Consider the following 15,468-nt stretch of genomic DNA (forward strand, 5'->3'; position numbering starts at 1 on the left):
TCCTCCCGGAGACTGAAATGCCCCACATCCATCCGGAAACGGAACTGCATAATCCGCAGAGTGCCAAGCCGCCGCTCGATCCGCATCTGAAGGCGCTGGAAAACGAAGCGATCCACATCTTCCGCGAAGTGGCCGCCGAGTTCGAGCGCCCGGTCATGCTTTATTCGATCGGCAAGGATTCCTCGGTTCTCTTGCATCTGGCACGCAAGGCCTTCTATCCCGGCCGCGTTCCCTTCCCGCTGCTGCACGTCAACACCGGCTGGAAATTCGCCGAGATGATCGCGTTCCGCAACGAGATCGTCGAGCGCTACGACCTTGACCTGATCGAGCACGTCAATCCGCGCGGTGCCGCCGAGAACGTCACGCCGTTCACCCACGGTTCGGCGCTCTATACGGACATCATGAAGACCGAGGCGCTGCGCCAGGCGCTCGACGCCGGCCAGTTCGATGCTGCCTTCGGCGGCGCGCGTCGCGACGAAGAGGCGAGCCGCGCCAAGGAGCGCATCTACTCCTTCCGCACGCCCGACCACCGCTGGGACCCGCGCAACCAGCGTCCGGAACTCTGGAACGTCTACAACGGCATGATCCGCAAGGGCGAGAGCGTGCGCGCCTTCCCGCTGTCCAACTGGACCGAGGTCGATATCTGGCGCTACATCCAGGCCGAAGACATTCCGATCGTGCCGCTCTACTTTTCTGAAAAGCGCCCGATCGTCGAACGCGACGGCATGATGATCCTCGCCGAAGACCCGCGCCTCGAACTTTTGCCTGGCGAGACCAAGCGCGAAGAAGTCATCCGCTTCCGCACGCTCGGCTGCTTCCCGCTGACCGGCGCCATCCGTTCGACCGCGACGACGCTCGACGACATCATCTCCGAACTCGAAACCGCGACCGTTTCCGAACGCCAGGGCCGCGCCATCGACCGTGACCAATCCGGCTCGATGGAAAAGAAGAAGCGCGAAGGATATTTCTGATGACCGCACCCGCAACCGCGAATGCCGTCGAGCACGTTGCAGCTGGCGAAGTTCTCGCTTTCCCGGCGCAGGAGCCGGCGCGCGCCACCCGTGACAGCCGTCCCCTTCGGCTCATCACCTGCGGCTCGGTCGACGACGGCAAGTCGACACTGATCGGCCGCTTGCTCTGGGACACCAAGGCGGTCAAGGAAGACCAGGCAGCGACGCTTCAGCGCGATTCCAAAGGCAAGCAGAACGATCTTGGCCTTCCCGATTTCGCGCTGCTGCTCGACGGGCTGCAGGCCGAGCGCGAACAGGGCATCACCATTGATGTCGCCTATCGCTACTTCTCGACCGACAAGCGCTCGTTCATCGTCGCCGACACGCCCGGTCATGAGCAATATACCCGCAACATGGCGACCGGCGCCTCGACCGCCGACCTCGCCGTGCTGCTCGTCGACGCCCGCGTCGGACTGCTCGAACAGACCCGCCGGCATGCGACGATCGCGACACTGATGGGCATCAAGCAGTTCGTGCTGGCGGTCAACAAGATCGATCTCACCGACTACGACCGCGCCCGTTTCGAAGAGATCAGCCACGAGTTCCGCGAGCTGGCGCTGTCGCTTGGCGTGCGCCAGGTCATCGCCATCCCGGTCTCGGCGCTAAAGGGCGAGAACGTCGTCTACGACGGCCGCGCCTCGATGCCCTGGTATGACGGCCCGACGCTGATCGAGGTACTGGAGCTGGCAACCACCCGTTCGGCCCAGACCGTTGGTTTCCGCCTGCCGGTGCAGCGCGTCTCGCGGCCCGGCGAAAGCTTCCGCGGCTATCAGGGCACGGTTGCCGGCGGCTCGGTGAAGCCCGGCGACAGTGTTGTCATCCTGCCCTCGGGCATGGTTGCCAACGTCACCAAGATCGTCACCTTCGATCTCGTGCGCAACGCAGCGGTCGCCGGCGACGCGATCACGCTCGTGCTCGACCGCCAAGTGGACGTCTCGCGCGGCGACATGATCGTCGCGATCGACAGCCAGCCGCTGACCGGTCTTTCCTTCGACGCCCAGCTCGTCGCGCTGCAGGCCGAAGGCATCCAGCCCGGCAAGCGCTACTGGCTGAAGAGTGGCAGCCGACGCCAGCGCGTCCAGGTGCAGCCGGCAAGCCAGCTTGACCTCCAGACCGGTAAGTGGAACCAGGCCGATCAGCTGCCGATGAACGCCATCGGCAAGGTGCATCTTGCCTTCGACGAGCAGGCGATCTTCGACACTTACGAGCAGAACCGCACCACCGGCGCGTTCATCCTGATCGATCCGGACACCAACAACACGGTGGCGGGCGGCATGATCACCGCCAAGCGCTCGGCGCTCGGCGGCATCCACACGGAAGACGCCCGCGTCATCCTCTCGCTGCCGGCCGACCTTGCCGACCAGCTGATGGCGACCGAACTTTTCGCCGGTCGCCGCGAGGAAGCCGAAGTTCGCCGCGTCTCCGCCGGCAGGGCCGTGGAGATCATCGACGACATCGACGGGTGAGCGACATCGCACGCAGCAAAAAGGGGCCGGAGCGGCCCCTTTTTATTTTGCATGGACGGCTGAGAACCAGTGGTGATCGCCGTGGACGCATTTCGACAGCTTGCCGGAGGCGCAACTCCGCAGGCATCCATCAAAGCTGCTGCTCGATCGCAGGAAGAGTGATCGTCAGCGGCGCAGGATCGGCGTGCTGCCAAAGCTGGTAGCCGACGACGCTGCCAAGAATAGCGGACCAAATGGCGATCTCGCGAAAGTTAAAAATTGGTTCCTTCAACATCTGAGCCTCTCGGGCAAAAACAAGTGTTGATGGAAATATCGCCCCGATTGTTCACGCTGATAAGACACCAATCTGCGAACACGTCGTTTCCATGTGAACAATAAACGGCCTGCGTCGGCGCCGCGATCGCCGAGGTCAAGGTTCCGTTGCGGCGTTATCAAGCCGGAGAGGCGCTGTTTCAAAATGAAACAACGCTGGTAATCGCTTCACCATGACGCAAGCCTCGCGCGATCACGACTATCAATCCAACGCCGCATTCGTAACTTGGCGCGTCGATCATGAGGATCGATAGGGCTGTTTCACCGTTTCCGAACGCCGTGGGACAGTCCGCCTGACTATGGACTAATGAAAGCGGACGCGACGTTCGCCTTCACCCCCTCGCCCGGAACATTTGCATCGACGGTCGCGCACCCTGCGGTGGACAGAACCGCTCTCCTCGGCGTATCTGGGCGGCCTTGGCGCAAGAATGCCGAATCAGGGAGACGACAGGGTGAGCACCGACAAGCAACCGGAAACCACCGTAAAGGTCGAGAAACGCATCAACGGCAAATGGTGCTTCGTCATCAAGTTCCGCGGCGTCACCTACCCCGCCCAAGGCAACTTCACGTCGATGCTGGAGGCACAGGCCGCCGCGCAATCCGTGCTGAACGGCCTGGAAAAGCGGGGCTGACCGAGCGCATGGCGGGCGGCGGTGCTATGCGGCCCGCACCGCACCGCCCCTACACAAGTCAAGCGCAGCTACCGAGCAAACGCCGAGAGCCACTGCCACTTCTTTCTGATCGATAGCAGCAGCGTGCGAATGCGCCGGTCGCGATTTGTGATTAGTCGCGCCGAACGCCAGGGCGTTTGTTTCCGGTACTCCAGAAACGTCGCCTTCTCCGGGTGCTCGCATTCTTTCGTGTTCGGCTTGGCGTGAGTGAAGTGCACGATGGAAGCTTGAGAATAGTCTTCCCACCCCTTCTGCGCATTCCAGTGGCCGGGGAGATGAACGAAATTCCCTTCGGTCGTAAGGTTCAGTACGTCCTGATCCAAGAAATCGAACGAACGCGCCTGAAGCAGCCTGGCAATGCGAGCCGTGTAGTCCTGCGCGTTCCAGGCATCGATATCGACCAGCAGGACTCCCGCGTTGAAGTAGGGTGTGTTCGCCTCTCGGCCGAGCGACGGATTGAAACGCGTCGGGTCATCATAGGGAACGGCTGCAACGGCCCTGCCTTCAAACGACAGATCGGCCAGTGGTGCCAGGCTCTTTTTGATCAGCGTGTCAGCGTCCAGGTAGAGCAGACGGTCGTGCCGGTCGGCTAGCAATTCCGGCAGATACAGTCGAGCGTAGGTAGCGCGGCTCCAGTAGCTCGTCGTCTTCAGGCCTGAGATTTTTGAGAGAATGTCGCCTTCGACATCGATGAAGCACAGCTTCCGTTTGGCACAGGCTTGCAGCATCTCCTTGTCGGACGCCCGCAGCCCGTCACCTAGGATAAAGACCTGCGCATCTGGAATGCCACCGTTCTTTTCGAGCGAGTAAAGCATGACACCCGCGAGTTCCGCGAAGCGCCTGTCGATCGAGCATGCAACAATCATTTAAAGTCAATTTCAGCAATGCAACGCGCAGCCACAGGGCCGCATGCAGTGTCCAGGCCAAAAGCAAGATCTCGCTCGACCGCACATACCGGTAGACGCTTTGATTGCTTTCATTTGAAATGGCGTGACCCTCGCCAAGCGAGGGCCACGCTCATGGTGTCGCGCAATATGCGACGGAAGTATCAATGAAATTAATAGGTCATCTCTTACCCGAAAACACGCGGATGCACTGGTGTGCTTCTCTTCATGGCGAATGACTTCGCACACCATGCTTCCGCGTCAAGTGGGCAGAGCAGATAATAGTTGTTTGTCCGCAGAATCTCGCGCAGATCGTGTAAAAGACCTGCGCGCGGCACCTATTCGGTCGCGGACCGGATGATGTTGCAAAGGCCTTCCTGCACCACCTGCTTGGTGGCCACCTGCCCCACCTGAATATCAAACATCGCATCAACCCGCGTGCCTGAACCGCGCTTGCGGGCGACGACTCGCAATGTCTGCAGCCGCCCGGAGCCTGCCGTATCCTGGTAAGCTTCGATGGTTCCGAGTGCCTTGTTGATCTCGATCCCGGAAAAGCCTTCCGCCGCGACGCCCCGCGCCATCCGCTGCAGAGCGGTCTCGGGCTTCAGCTTCGGGAACTCCTGCCAGGTCTTATAGAAAACAGGCGTCACCAGCGGAACGCCGCTCGCCTTGAAATTCTTCTCGCAGCTCTGCGCCGCCGCCACCGAATGGCCGGCCACCAGCAGAACCGTCGCAATGGATAGATGCTTGATCGACATTCCCGTTCCCCGTCGTCCGTGATTGAATGGCGGGAACCTAGAGGCTTCGCCCGCATGCCGACAGAGCAACCCCGTTGCGAATACACCTCTATTCGACCAACGGCTTTTAAGCGGCGACGAACGGCATTTGCGCAGACATTAAGGCACCGGAGTGCAGCGTCGCGAATAGCCATCTCAAACAACCCCAAACCGGTTGCGTCACAAAAGTGTGCAGCACTGGTTGTGAATCCACCAGCGAGGCTCTAAAGCTGCCTCAAAGGCTCCCTGTAACAGGATTGCGCTCATGAAGCTGGTGACCGGTAACTCCAACCGCGCCCTTGCCGAAGCCATTGCCAGATATCTCAATCTTCCCCTCACGGACTGTACGGTCGGGCGCTTCGCCGACCAGGAAGTCAACGTTCAACTTCACGAGAACGTGCGCGGCGAGGATGTCTATATCCTCCAGTCGACCAGTGCTCCTGCCGACGGCAACCTCATGGAACTGTTGATCCTGACCGATGCGCTGCGCCGTTCGTCTGCGCGCCGGATCACCGCCGTCATCCCCTATTTCGGCTATGCCCGTCAGGACCGCCGCGCCACCGGCCGCACACCGATTTCGGCGAAGCTGGTCGCCAACATGATCGCCGGCGCGGGTGTTAATCGCGTTATGACGCTCGATCTGCATACAGACCAGATTCAGGGCTTTTTCGATATCCCGACCGACAACCTTTATTCGGCGCCGGTGACGACCCGCGACATCAAAGAGCGCTACGACGTCGGGAATCTCATGATCGTTTCGCCTGACGTCGGCGGCGTGGCGCGGGCTCGCGGCATCGCCAAGCGCATTGGCACCGATCTTGCGATCGTCGACAAGAGGCGCCCCCGCGCCGGCGTGTCGGAGGTCATGAACATCATTGGTGACGTCTTCGGGAAGACCTGCCTCTTGATCGACGACATCATCGATAGCGGCGGGACCTTGATCAATGCGGCTGACGCCTTGCTGGAAGCGGGCGCCAGAGAGGTCTCGGCATACATCACCCACGGCGTGCTTTCCGAGGGGGCTTGCGAGCGTATTGGCGCCAGCAACCTCAGGGAACTGGTGCTGACCGATTCCATTCAAGACACCGAAGCGCAACGCCAGACCGCCAACATCCGCCGCGTCACCGTCGCGCCGCTGCTCGGAGAAGCCCTTGCCCGAACCGCGCGAGAGCAAAGCGTTTCAAGCCTTTTCGACTGAACCACGCGAACAGTGCAAAGCCGTTTCGATTGAGCCAGGCGGCGTTTGCCGGTGAGAAAAGAACGTAATCCGCCCGCTCATCCGAAAAGACCACAGCGTCACGCGGCGCAAGATACAAATGCATTATAGAAGTGATGATTGAAGCAGTCCGCAGTCGATCCGCGCTTTGGCGCATATTTCGGGAAAGATCGGCTAAGCGGTTGATTTGGCTGGTCGGAGTGGCAAGATTCGAACTTGCGACCCCCACGTCCCGAACGTGGTGCGCTACCAGACTGCGCTACACTCCGTGACCAGCGGCGCCTCTATAGAACAGGCATTTTGATTTCACAAGCGCCTATCTCGAAAAACATTGCGCCTTTTCCAAAAAAATCGTGACGGTGGAAAACGTAGGCGCAAAATGGCCCTGGTCAGCACCAACGGCGCCCCGGAGATGCGCGTGATAGGGACTTTCTGCAACGCTTCATAATTTCCTGGAACCGGAACCGCTGCGTGCATTTCCTTTCGTCTCTTTTGGCGCTAGAGGCTCAACGGAAAGCGCGGAAAGCCAGGGGATACGGGCTTCCGTGCCATGCCGATTTCAGAACGAGAGCCAAAGGGGCAGAAACATGAACTTCCGCATGATGACGGTGGCGGGCCTCGCGCTCGTGCTCGCCGGCTGCACGACGACCGGGACGGGGATTTCCAGGAACGCAGTCGAAGCCCGTTGGCTCGGCCAGCCGGCCGGCGGCTTCTTCGCCCAGTACGGTCCGCCGATCTCCGACGTCGAAAGCGGCAGCTCCACGGTCTATAGCTGGAAGGGCGGCTACAAGACCCGCAAGATCCCGGCGCAGTACGAAACCACCAAGGACGGCAAGCGCGGCAAGCGCATTTCCTCGGCGCGCACCGAGTATCTGAGCTGCGCGGTGCAACTGACCGTCTCGTCCGACTACGTCATCCGCTCGATCCACATTGCCGGCGACCGCAAGCGTGCCGAAGGCCCGAGCTGGTGCGAAGAGTTCCTCGGCGCCCCGGCCCAGACCAAGCCGGCGGCAACCGCAGGCTAAACCAACAAACAAAAAACCCGCCGGTGAAAATCGGCGGGTTTTTTCTAGGGGATTGCGTCGAACTCAGCCGGCGCTGTTGTCCTCGACGGGCGCGTCGGGACCGTTCTTCTTGATCGAGTCGATGGCGTTCTGCGCGCTGGCCTTGGTCTTGTAGCCCTCGGTCGAGAACATCACTTCGCTGTTGTACTTGAAGCGAACACGGAACTCGCCAGCCTTGTCTTTGTAGATTTCGAATTTGTGAGCCATCTTCTCCCTCACACATGTTGGAATCAACGAAACTAGCGTGTCAGTTGCAAGATGACTTGACAAGAGTGCATGCAAATCCGGCGCGCGCGATCGCCCGCCCAATGGATCAACTGCCTGGAAAAATGTGGCTGGGGCGCCAGGATTCGAACCTGGGAATGCCGGTACCAAAAACCGGTGCCTTACCGCTTGGCGACGCCCCAACGGATTGACGGGACAATACGTCCGCCAAATCGAGCGCCTGATTATCAAAGCTCGCCGCCCGTCACAATCACTAAGTTGGCACTAAGTTGAATTTTCGGCGGATTTGTTGGCGACGACGCCGAAGGGCGCTCGCCGTGGGTACCGGATGTACCCTTCCCTTCGCTGACCGCACCTCCTATTGTCCCGGCAGATGGAGAATTTCATGAGCCAGTTTCGCGCCCGCCCCCCTGCCGTTCCAACCGTACTCGTCGACGACACGGTCGTCAGGATCACCCGTTGGGATTTCGAGCCCGGCGCCGACACCGGTCACCATGTGCACGGGCTCGGCTATGTGGTGGTGCCGATGACCGACTGCCAGTTCCTGCTCGAGGAAGAGGCGGGCAGCCGGCGGGTCGATATCGCCAAGGGTGCCGCCTACCGCCGTGAGGCGGGCATGGCGCACAACGTCGTCAATGCCGGCAAAGAGCCGATGTCGTTCATCGAGATCGAATACAAGTGAAATCCAGGAAGAGACGCATGCAGGGCCCGGACTTCGATCTCGATTTCAAGCCGGCCCATGGCGAGGCCGTGATGGTTGCGGACGATGTGCAGCGCATCACGGTCAACAATCCCGGCCCTTTCACCTTTCACGGAACCAACAGCTATATCGTCGGAAGACGTTCCGTTGCCGTCATCGATCCCGGCCCCGATGACGAGGCGCATTTCCAGGCGCTGATGGCGGCGCTCGCCGGCCGTGAGGTCACCCATATCGCCGTCAGCCACACGCATCGCGACCACTCGCCGCTGGCGCGCCGGCTGAAGGCTGCCACAGGTGCGGTGATCGTCGGCGAAGGCCCGCATCGCTCCGCCCGTCCCTTGCATGCGGGCGAGAGCAATCCTTTCGCCGAGAGTTCCGACATGGAGTTCGTCCCCGATCTCGGGCTTGCCGACGGCGGGCGCATCGAGGGCGACGGCTGGAGCCTGACGGGGCTTGCCACGCCCGGCCATACGGCCAACCACATGGCCTTCGCGCTCGATGGCACCGGCATTCTCTTTTCCGCCGACCACGTCATGGCCTGGGCGACGACGATCGTCGCGCCGCCCGATGGCGCCATGGCCGATTACATGGCCTCGCTCGAAAAGCTGCTTTCCCGCGACGAGCATCTCTACCTGCCCGGCCATGGCGGACCTGTGATCGAGCCTGCCTCCTTCCTTCGCGGCCTGCGCGCCCACCGCAAGATGCGCGAGCGTGCCGTGCTCGAACGCATCCGCGCCGGCGACAGCCATATCCCTGACATGGTCAAGGTCATCTATGCGTCCACCGACGTGCGGCTGCATGGGGCGGCGGCACTTTCGGTGCTCGCCCATCTCGAAGACCTGATCGAACAGGGACGGATCGAAACCGATGGCCCGCCCTCGCTTCTCGGCGCCTACCGGCTGGCGCCCGGCGGAGCGGGCTGATCATGCGGCGCGAGGCCTACAGCTATCGCAATGATGCTTCGGTGCCCGCCTTTGCCGACGACAAGCCGGTGATCGTCTTCGACGGCGAATGCATCTTTTGTTCCGGCTGGGTGCGCTTTCTGCTTCGCCACGACCGACGGGCGCAATATCGCTATTTGACAGCACAGTCGCCGCTTGGCCAGGCGCTCTACCGGCACTACGGGCTCGATACCTTCCATTTTGAGAGCAACATGCTGATCGAGGACGGCATCGCCCGCATCAAATCCGACGGATCGATCCGCACGCTTGCGCGGCTGGGTCTGCCGTGGTCGCTCGCCAACATCTGCCGGATCCTGCCCGCTGCCCTTCGCGATCCGCTCTATGATCTCGTGGCGAGAAACCGCTACCGCATCGCCGGCCGCCGCCAGAGCTGCATGGTGCCGACGCCTGAGGAGCGTGGGCGCTTCATCGCATGACGATGGAAGACATGGTCCAAAAACAGAGCCTTTACCGCCAGATCCTCGGCCGGCAATGGAACCACCTGCCCGCGTCGATCCGCGCCCTGCACCACCTGTCAGAGGGGCATGCCACCTTTCGCGGACGTGCGGTCATCGAGCGCGGCAGCTCGATAGGGGCTCGGCTCGTCGCCTCCATGCTCGGCTTTCCCGGTGCAGGCGCTGACGTCCCTGTTGAAATCCACTTCGCATGCAGCAATGGTCGGGAAGTCTGGACCCGACGCTTCGGTGGGAAAGTCCTGCGCAGCTCGCAACGGAAGGCCGAGAGGCGGAACGAACCACTGCTCGCGGAAGATTTCGGACCGTTCCGTGTCCTGTGCGCGCTTGAGCCCGCCGAAAACCGCCTGCATCTCTCGGTTCGCGCCTGGTCCTTTCTTGGCCTTCCGCTTCCTTTACTGCTTGCGCCGGGTGGCCGGACGTTCGAGGAGGATCGTGACGGCCTGTTTCATTTCCACGTGGAGGTCGCAAGCCCGTCGACCAGCCTGATCGTGCGTTATCGCGGCTGGCTACGGCCAGCGGGCGAGCCGACAGCCGACTTGGGTGGTCGCAAAGCCCTCGTAGACGAATGACGTTTTCTGGCGGGCACTCCGCCGATCAGTCGCCGGCAATGCCCAACAGCTCGGCATCGAGCGCCCGCAGGAATTGATCGGCGAAGGCGGCGCCCATGCCGAGATCATGAGGCCCGTAACGCGAGGCGACGCGCAGGTCGACGAAGGTGGTCTCCGCCTCTTCGCGCAGCCGGATCAATACATCGAAACGAAAACCCGCGATCAGCGTGCGCCACTCGCCCTGCAGCACGACATCGCTGGCGCGGCGCCCTGCAATCGCGCCTTCGAGAGCCATCTCCGGGCGCGCCGCCGGAACGGGTACATTTTCCGGTTCGGCGTTCGTATCCGCGCCCGCATTCGGCCGTACTGCCAGATCCTCCAGATCGGCGCGGGCGTTCTCGACACCAAGTTCTTCGGTGATGCCGACGCGGCTCTGTTCGATGACGTTGCGCACCCCCTGATAGACGCGGTCGAGTGCGCCATCGTAGCGCCGGCCGGTCAGAGCCGGATAGGCGAGGATCTGCGCTTCACGGTCCTGAGGCGTTACCGCCGCCTTGCGCTTCAGCCAGCTCTCTTCCGCCTGCGGCACCTTGAGCCACGGCGGCGGCGTCACCGTATCCGTGCTGACGTCGTAGATTTCCGGGCGGGTGAGATACTGGACGACGCCATAGCCGATAAAACCGAGCGTCGGCGCGGCGTAGACAAGCGCCGCAGCAGACGCCAGGCCACCAATCGCCGCAACCTGCCACAAGCGCGCCAACCCGACGACGGCAAACAGCACGCCCAACAGCGCAAAGGCGCCGGCGAGGCCGACAAGGGCGAGGAAATGCGGTGTCGTCAGCGGACCGAAGCGGTGCGCCAGCAGCGAGAGCGCAAAAAGCAGGAACGAGACACGGGCGAAGCGGCGCGCCCAGTGGGCGGCAAAGGAATAGGGGCGCTCGTACCGGACCATCATATAGTTGAATCAATTCCCTGCCGCGAAACAGACCGCATTCTTAGACCATGCCCCGTGCCGAGGGAACAGGCAATGCGGCAGTCCGCCACCGCGCTCCGGGCCTACCTTACAGTTCGCCGCAAAATCGCCATTCTCGTTAACCACCTATCAACACATGGGAATGTGCCCGCGCGCCCGGGATTCAAAGGGCACGCGGAGTTTCAATCGGAGGCAACGGCCAGCGCGCAACATCAATCGAGGGCGCTCGGCAATCGACGGAGAACCGACATGGGCGCATCGCAAGCAGCCGTGGCCATCGCCACCCCCTCTGCCCTACCGGCCGGAGACGGCGGCATCCCCATGGGGCTCCTTGAGCTCGAACTCTCCCTCGATGGTTTCTCCGGCAACAATGCCGATTTCACCAGCTTCGTCCGCACGGTTGCTGACAACGTCGGCGGTGAGTTTCTGTTTGCCCTGCCCGCTTCTGATCTGATCGAAGACTGCCGCAGCATTGCCGTGCTCCGTCTGGCTGATGCCGGAGGCGACGCTTCGATCCTGTTTGCCTGCCTCGACGAACAAGGCCGAGCCGTCCGTATCGAACATCCGAGCGACACCACGCGCGACCTCGAGCGCTTCGCCGAATCCTTTGTCGGCGTGCTCGAACGCATGTAGCACTGCAGGCCTCTCACAGGGACAACTCCAACCACATCCCTGGGCGAGGCAGCAAGCGACGGTGAATGCGTTTTGGCAGCGGATTACGCGCAATCGGACCATCGCGCAGGGATCACACCCCGACACCCCTCCGGAACAGGCTCACACACACACACGTCAACGACGGGTGTGAGGTGCCCTCGCCTACAACCGCGACATGGCACAGAATTGGCATCGTTCGTTTCGATTCTCGATACAAGTCCCTATATTGATTGTGATTCGAGGCGTTGAGTGGTGTGCCGCTCGATTGCTCACGGCGAGACGCAGACCGGTACGGCCTCACACGACCCGGTTGCGCCCAGGAGGCGCGAGAACCATGATGAAACGACTGTCCATCCTTATCGCAGCCGCGCTTCTCTTGACGGCATGCCAGACGATGACGCCGGAGGAACGGCGCATCGCCGACGGCAACACCTGCGCGTCCTACGGCTTCCGCCGCGGCACCGATGCGTTTGCCACCTGCCTGCAGCGGATCGAGCTCGACCGCCGCGCCGAATCGCGCGCCTTCCGCTACCAGAACGACATGATGATGTGGGGCTGGGACCGGCCGGTCATCGTCTCACGACCGGTAATCGTCCAGGCCAGGTGAAGCGGATCATGCCGAGCCAACGCCGCTTGGGCGGCGTTGGCGATAGACGTTACCCCTTGCCGTTGATCGCGGCCTGGGCCGCGGCGAGCCGGGCGATCGGCACGCGGAAGGGTGAACAGGAGACGTAGTCGAGGCCGGCGTCCTCGCAGAAGCGGATCGAGGCCGGGTCGCCGCCGTGTTCGCCGCAGATACCGAGTTTCAGACCGTTCTTGGTGCGACGACCACGCTCGGCTGCGATCTGGATCAGTTCGCCGACGCCGTCGAAATCGAGCGAGACAAAGGGGTCCTGCTCGATGATGCCCTTCTGCTGGTAGGTCGCCAGGAACTGCGAGGCGTCGTCGCGCGAGATGCCGAAGGTCGTCTGCGTCAGGTCGTTGGTGCCGAAGGAGAAGAAGTCGGCCGCTTCGGCGATGACGCCGGCGCGCAGGGCTGCACGCGGCAATTCGATCATGGTACCGACGAGATAGTCGATGTCGATACCCGCCTCACCGATCACCTCCTTGGCGACCGCATCGATGCGCGCCTTGACGTAATCGAGCTCTGCCTTGAGGCCGACAAGCGGCACCATGATTTCGGGAACGACGGCCGCTCCGGTCTCGTGCGCCGCTTCAACGGCGGCTTCGAAGATGGCACGCGCCTGCATCTCGGCGATCTCCGGATAGGAGATGGCCAGCCGGCAACCACGGTGGCCGAGCATCGGATTGAATTCGTGCAGTTCATCGACGCGCTGGCGCAGTTCCGACGGATCGAGCGAGAGCGCGCCGGCAACGTCGGCGATCTCCTCGTCGGTCTTCGGCAGGAACTCGTGCAGAGGCGGGTCGAGCAGGCGGATCGTTACCGGAAGGCCGTGCATGATCGAGAACAGCTCGGCGAAATCCGAGCGCTGCATCGGCAGAAGCTTGGCGAGCGCTGAACGGCGACCTTCTTCGTCGTCGGCGAGGATCATTTCGCGCATGACATTGATGCGGTCGTCCTCGAAGAACATGTGTTCCGTGCGGCAGAGGCCGATGCCTTCGGCGCCGAAGGAGCGAGCGGCGCGCGCGTCCGCCGGCGTTTCGGCATTGGTCCTGACGGTCATCCGGCGGGTGGCGTCCGCCCAGGCCATGATCTTGCCGAAGTCCCCGGAAAGTTCCGGTTGCAGCATGGCGATCGCGCCCTTCAGCACCTGGCCGGACGAGCCGTCGATGGTGATGACGTCGCCCTTCCTGAGCGTCACGCCTCCGGCGGTCAGCGTTTCGTTGCGAAGGTCGACACGAATGCTGCCGGCGCCGGAAACGCAAGGGGTACCCATGCCGCGGGCAACCACGGCGGCGTGGCTGGTCATGCCGCCGCGGGTCGTCAGAATGCCTTCGGCGGCATGCATGCCGTGGATATCTTCAGGGCTGGTCTCGACGCGGACGAGGATGACCTTGCGGCCTTCCTTGTCGGCCTGCACCGCTTCCTCCGAGGTAAAGACGATCTCGCCCGTCGCAGCCCCCGGCGAGGCCGGAAGGCCCGAGCCGATGATGTCGCGGCGCGCATGCGGATCGATCGTCGGGTGCAGCAGCTGGTCGAGCGAGGCGGGATCGATGCGGGCAACGGCCTCCTGTTCGGAGATCAGCCCCTCCTCCGCCATATCGACCGCGACCTTCAGCGCCGCCTTGGCGGTGCGCTTGCCGGAGCGCGTCTGCAGCATCCAGAGCGTGCCGCGCTCGATGGTGAATTCCAGATCCTGCATATCGCGATAGTGGCGTTCCAGCGTATCGCAGATCGAGCGAAACTCGGCGAAGGCTTCCGGCATCAGCTTTTCGAGCGAGGGCTTGTCGGAGCCGGAGCCAAGGCGCGCCGCTTCGGTAATGTTCTGCGGCGTGCGGATGCCGGCAACGACGTCCTCGCCCTGTGCATTGACCAGAAACTCGCCGTAAAGCTCGTTCTCGCCGGTCGAGGGGTTGCGGGTGAAGGCAACGCCAGTCGCCGACGAATTGCCGAGATTGCCGAAGACCATCGCCTGGACGTTAACGGCGGTGCCCCAGGCGGCGGGGATGGCGTGCAGGTGGCGATAGGTGATCGCCCGCGGGTTCATCCAGCTCGAAAACACGGCGCCGATCGCGCCCCAGAGCTGCACTTCCGGATCCTGCGGAAAGGGTTCGCCCAGCGCTTCCTCGATCGCTTCCTTGTAACGGGCAATGACGCTCTGCCACTCCACCGCCGAAAGCTCGGTATCCTGCTCATGGCCGAGGCGCGCCTTTTCGTCCTCGAGGATTTCCTCGAATACGTCGTGGTCGACGCCCATGACGACGTCGCCATACATCTGGATGAAGCGACGATAGCTGTCCCAGGCAAAGCGGGCATCACCGGCGTCATGGCCAAGCGCATGTACCGACTGATCGTTGAGACCGAGGTTGAGAACCGTGTCCATCATGCCGGGCATGGACGCGCGCGCGCCTGAGCGAACCGAAAGCAGCAGCGGACGGGAGGTGTCGCCGAAGACGCGGCCGGTCACCTCTTCCATCCGGCTGATCCCCTCGCGCACCTGGTCGCGCAGACCATCCGGCATCTGCCTGTCATTGTCGAAGAAGCTGTTGCAGGCATCGGTGATGATCGTCAGGCCCGGCGGAACCGGCAGGCCGAGGTTGCACATCTCGGCAAGGTTGGCGCCCTTGCCACCCAAGCGCTCACGATCACCCGCACGTCCCTCGGCCTTGCCCCCACCGAAGGTGTAAACCCATTTCGTCATGCCTGCTCTCCACCCAGAAACAGTCTTTAATGACGATTTACAGTATATGCTTCAGGCTGAAAATGCACCCGGCGAAGATTTATGCTGCAGCGCATCATTTTCTGTAACATTGCTACACATCGCGCTTGACCTCCCACAAATCGTGTCGGTGGCTTTAAATTGCAGCCGAAATTCCTGAAAAGGCTGCGCCAGGCGGCCCGATCCGACATTGCCCGAAACATAACAATTA

17 protein-coding genes and 2 tRNA genes are annotated in these 15,468 nt (G+C 62.2%); 11 read left to right on the top strand and 8 right to left on the bottom strand.

Features of this window, described 5'->3' with window-relative positions; all coding sequences use genetic code 11:
• Window positions 1–17: 17 nt before the first annotated feature.
• Complete coding sequence (gene cysD, locus ASD01_RS30600; protein ID WP_034789188.1) at window positions 18–971, top strand: sulfate adenylyltransferase subunit CysD; 954 nt, start codon at window positions 18–20, stop codon at window positions 969–971.
• A complete protein-coding gene (gene cysN / locus ASD01_RS30605; RefSeq protein WP_034789186.1) occupies window positions 971–2,476 on the top strand; it encodes a sulfate adenylyltransferase subunit CysN in 1,506 nt (501 codons plus the stop codon). Before cysD ends, cysN begins: the two co-directional genes overlap by 1 nt.
• A gap of 130 nt (window positions 2,477–2,606) precedes the next feature.
• Here the strand turns inward: cysN and ASD01_RS36320 are convergent, their stop codons facing one another.
• Window positions 2,607–2,750 (bottom strand): hypothetical protein, encoded by a 144-nt coding sequence (locus ASD01_RS36320; RefSeq protein WP_090294740.1) that lies wholly within the window; start codon window positions 2,748–2,750, stop codon window positions 2,607–2,609.
• Window positions 2,751–3,240: 490 nt separating this feature from the next.
• Here ASD01_RS36320 and ASD01_RS30610 point away from each other — a divergent pair, with 490 nt between their 5' ends.
• Entirely contained in the window at window positions 3,241–3,420 is a 180-nt protein-coding gene (locus tag ASD01_RS30610; protein WP_034789185.1) for a hypothetical protein, read from the top strand.
• A gap of 68 nt (window positions 3,421–3,488) precedes the next feature.
• On the opposite strand, the gene ASD01_RS30615 is transcribed toward ASD01_RS30610, so the two are convergent.
• Together ASD01_RS30615 and ASD01_RS30620 are read right to left on the bottom strand one after the other, a co-directional pair.
• The gene (locus tag ASD01_RS30615; protein ID WP_051659149.1) at window positions 3,489–4,325 is read right to left on the bottom strand and encodes a glycosyltransferase family 8 protein; all 837 of its coding nucleotides are present in this window, start codon (window positions 4,323–4,325) and stop codon (window positions 3,489–3,491) included.
• Window positions 4,326–4,681: 356 nt separating this feature from the next.
• Window positions 4,682–5,095 carry a hypothetical protein gene (locus ASD01_RS30620; protein WP_034789415.1) on the bottom strand — a complete coding sequence of 138 codons (414 nt, stop codon included), beginning with the start codon at window positions 5,093–5,095 and terminating at the stop codon, window positions 4,682–4,684.
• A 289-nt stretch (window positions 5,096–5,384) separates the two neighbouring features.
• Between ASD01_RS30620 and ASD01_RS30625 the strand changes: the two genes are divergently transcribed.
• Window positions 5,385–6,317, top strand: a complete 933-nt coding sequence (locus ASD01_RS30625; RefSeq protein ID WP_034789183.1) for a ribose-phosphate pyrophosphokinase — start codon at window positions 5,385–5,387, stop codon at window positions 6,315–6,317.
• Between the two features lie 210 nt (window positions 6,318–6,527).
• Here the strand turns inward: ASD01_RS30625 and ASD01_RS30630 are convergent.
• Window positions 6,528–6,604, bottom strand: a tRNA-Pro gene (locus tag ASD01_RS30630).
• Window positions 6,605–6,922: 318 nt separating this feature from the next.
• Here ASD01_RS30630 and ASD01_RS30635 point away from each other — a divergent pair.
• Window positions 6,923–7,360 carry a hypothetical protein gene (locus tag ASD01_RS30635; RefSeq protein WP_034801335.1) on the top strand — a complete coding sequence of 146 codons (438 nt, stop codon included), beginning with the start codon at window positions 6,923–6,925 and terminating at the stop codon, window positions 7,358–7,360.
• A 63-nt stretch (window positions 7,361–7,423) separates the two neighbouring features.
• Here ASD01_RS30635 and ASD01_RS30640 read toward each other — a convergent pair whose 3' ends face one another.
• On the bottom strand, window positions 7,424–7,606 hold the full coding sequence (locus ASD01_RS30640; RefSeq protein WP_034801332.1) for a YegP family protein: 183 nt from the start codon (window positions 7,604–7,606) through the stop codon (window positions 7,424–7,426).
• 125 nt (window positions 7,607–7,731) lie between these two features.
• Window positions 7,732–7,806, bottom strand: a tRNA-Gln gene (locus ASD01_RS30645).
• 203 nt (window positions 7,807–8,009) lie between these two features.
• Here ASD01_RS30645 and ASD01_RS30650 point away from each other — a divergent pair.
• The 4 genes from ASD01_RS30650 to ASD01_RS30665 are packed head-to-tail and all read left to right on the top strand — an operon-like array spanning window position 8,010 to window position 10,310.
• Window positions 8,010–8,306, top strand: coding sequence for a cupin domain-containing protein (locus ASD01_RS30650; RefSeq protein ID WP_034801330.1), 297 nt, complete (start codon window positions 8,010–8,012; stop codon window positions 8,304–8,306).
• A 17-nt stretch (window positions 8,307–8,323) separates the two neighbouring features.
• Window positions 8,324–9,247, top strand: a complete 924-nt coding sequence (locus tag ASD01_RS30655) for an MBL fold metallo-hydrolase (RefSeq protein ID WP_034801327.1) — start codon at window positions 8,324–8,326, stop codon at window positions 9,245–9,247.
• Between the two features lie 2 nt (window positions 9,248–9,249).
• The gene (locus ASD01_RS30660) at window positions 9,250–9,702 is read left to right on the top strand and encodes a thiol-disulfide oxidoreductase DCC family protein (RefSeq protein WP_034801324.1); all 453 of its coding nucleotides are present in this window, start codon (window positions 9,250–9,252) and stop codon (window positions 9,700–9,702) included.
• Window positions 9,699–10,310, top strand: a complete 612-nt coding sequence (locus ASD01_RS30665; protein WP_060644842.1) for a DUF4166 domain-containing protein — start codon at window positions 9,699–9,701, stop codon at window positions 10,308–10,310. Before ASD01_RS30660 ends, ASD01_RS30665 begins: the two co-directional genes overlap by 4 nt.
• A gap of 25 nt (window positions 10,311–10,335) precedes the next feature.
• Here ASD01_RS30665 and ASD01_RS30670 read toward each other — a convergent pair whose 3' ends face one another.
• Window positions 10,336–11,244: a DUF1499 domain-containing protein gene (locus tag ASD01_RS30670; RefSeq protein WP_034801322.1), complete on the bottom strand. Its 909-nt coding sequence runs from the start codon at window positions 11,242–11,244 to the stop codon at window positions 10,336–10,338.
• A 72-nt stretch (window positions 11,245–11,316) separates the two neighbouring features.
• Here ASD01_RS30670 and ASD01_RS30675 point away from each other — a divergent pair, with 72 nt between their 5' ends.
• Window positions 11,317–11,895, top strand: coding sequence for a hypothetical protein (locus tag ASD01_RS30675; protein ID WP_244495318.1), 579 nt, complete (start codon window positions 11,317–11,319; stop codon window positions 11,893–11,895).
• 355 nt (window positions 11,896–12,250) lie between these two features.
• On the top strand, window positions 12,251–12,523 hold the full coding sequence (locus ASD01_RS30680) for a hypothetical protein (RefSeq protein WP_034801317.1): 273 nt from the start codon (window positions 12,251–12,253) through the stop codon (window positions 12,521–12,523).
• Window positions 12,524–12,572: 49 nt separating this feature from the next.
• Here ASD01_RS30680 and ppdK read toward each other — a convergent pair whose 3' ends face one another.
• Complete coding sequence (gene ppdK, locus ASD01_RS30685) at window positions 12,573–15,239, bottom strand: pyruvate, phosphate dikinase (protein WP_034801313.1); 2,667 nt, start codon at window positions 15,237–15,239, stop codon at window positions 12,573–12,575.
• Between the last annotated feature and the right edge of the window lie 229 nt (window positions 15,240–15,468).

The organism is Ensifer sp. Root423, assembly GCF_001426275.1.
Taxonomy (GTDB): Bacteria; Pseudomonadota; Alphaproteobacteria; order Rhizobiales; family Rhizobiaceae; genus Ensifer; species Ensifer adhaerens.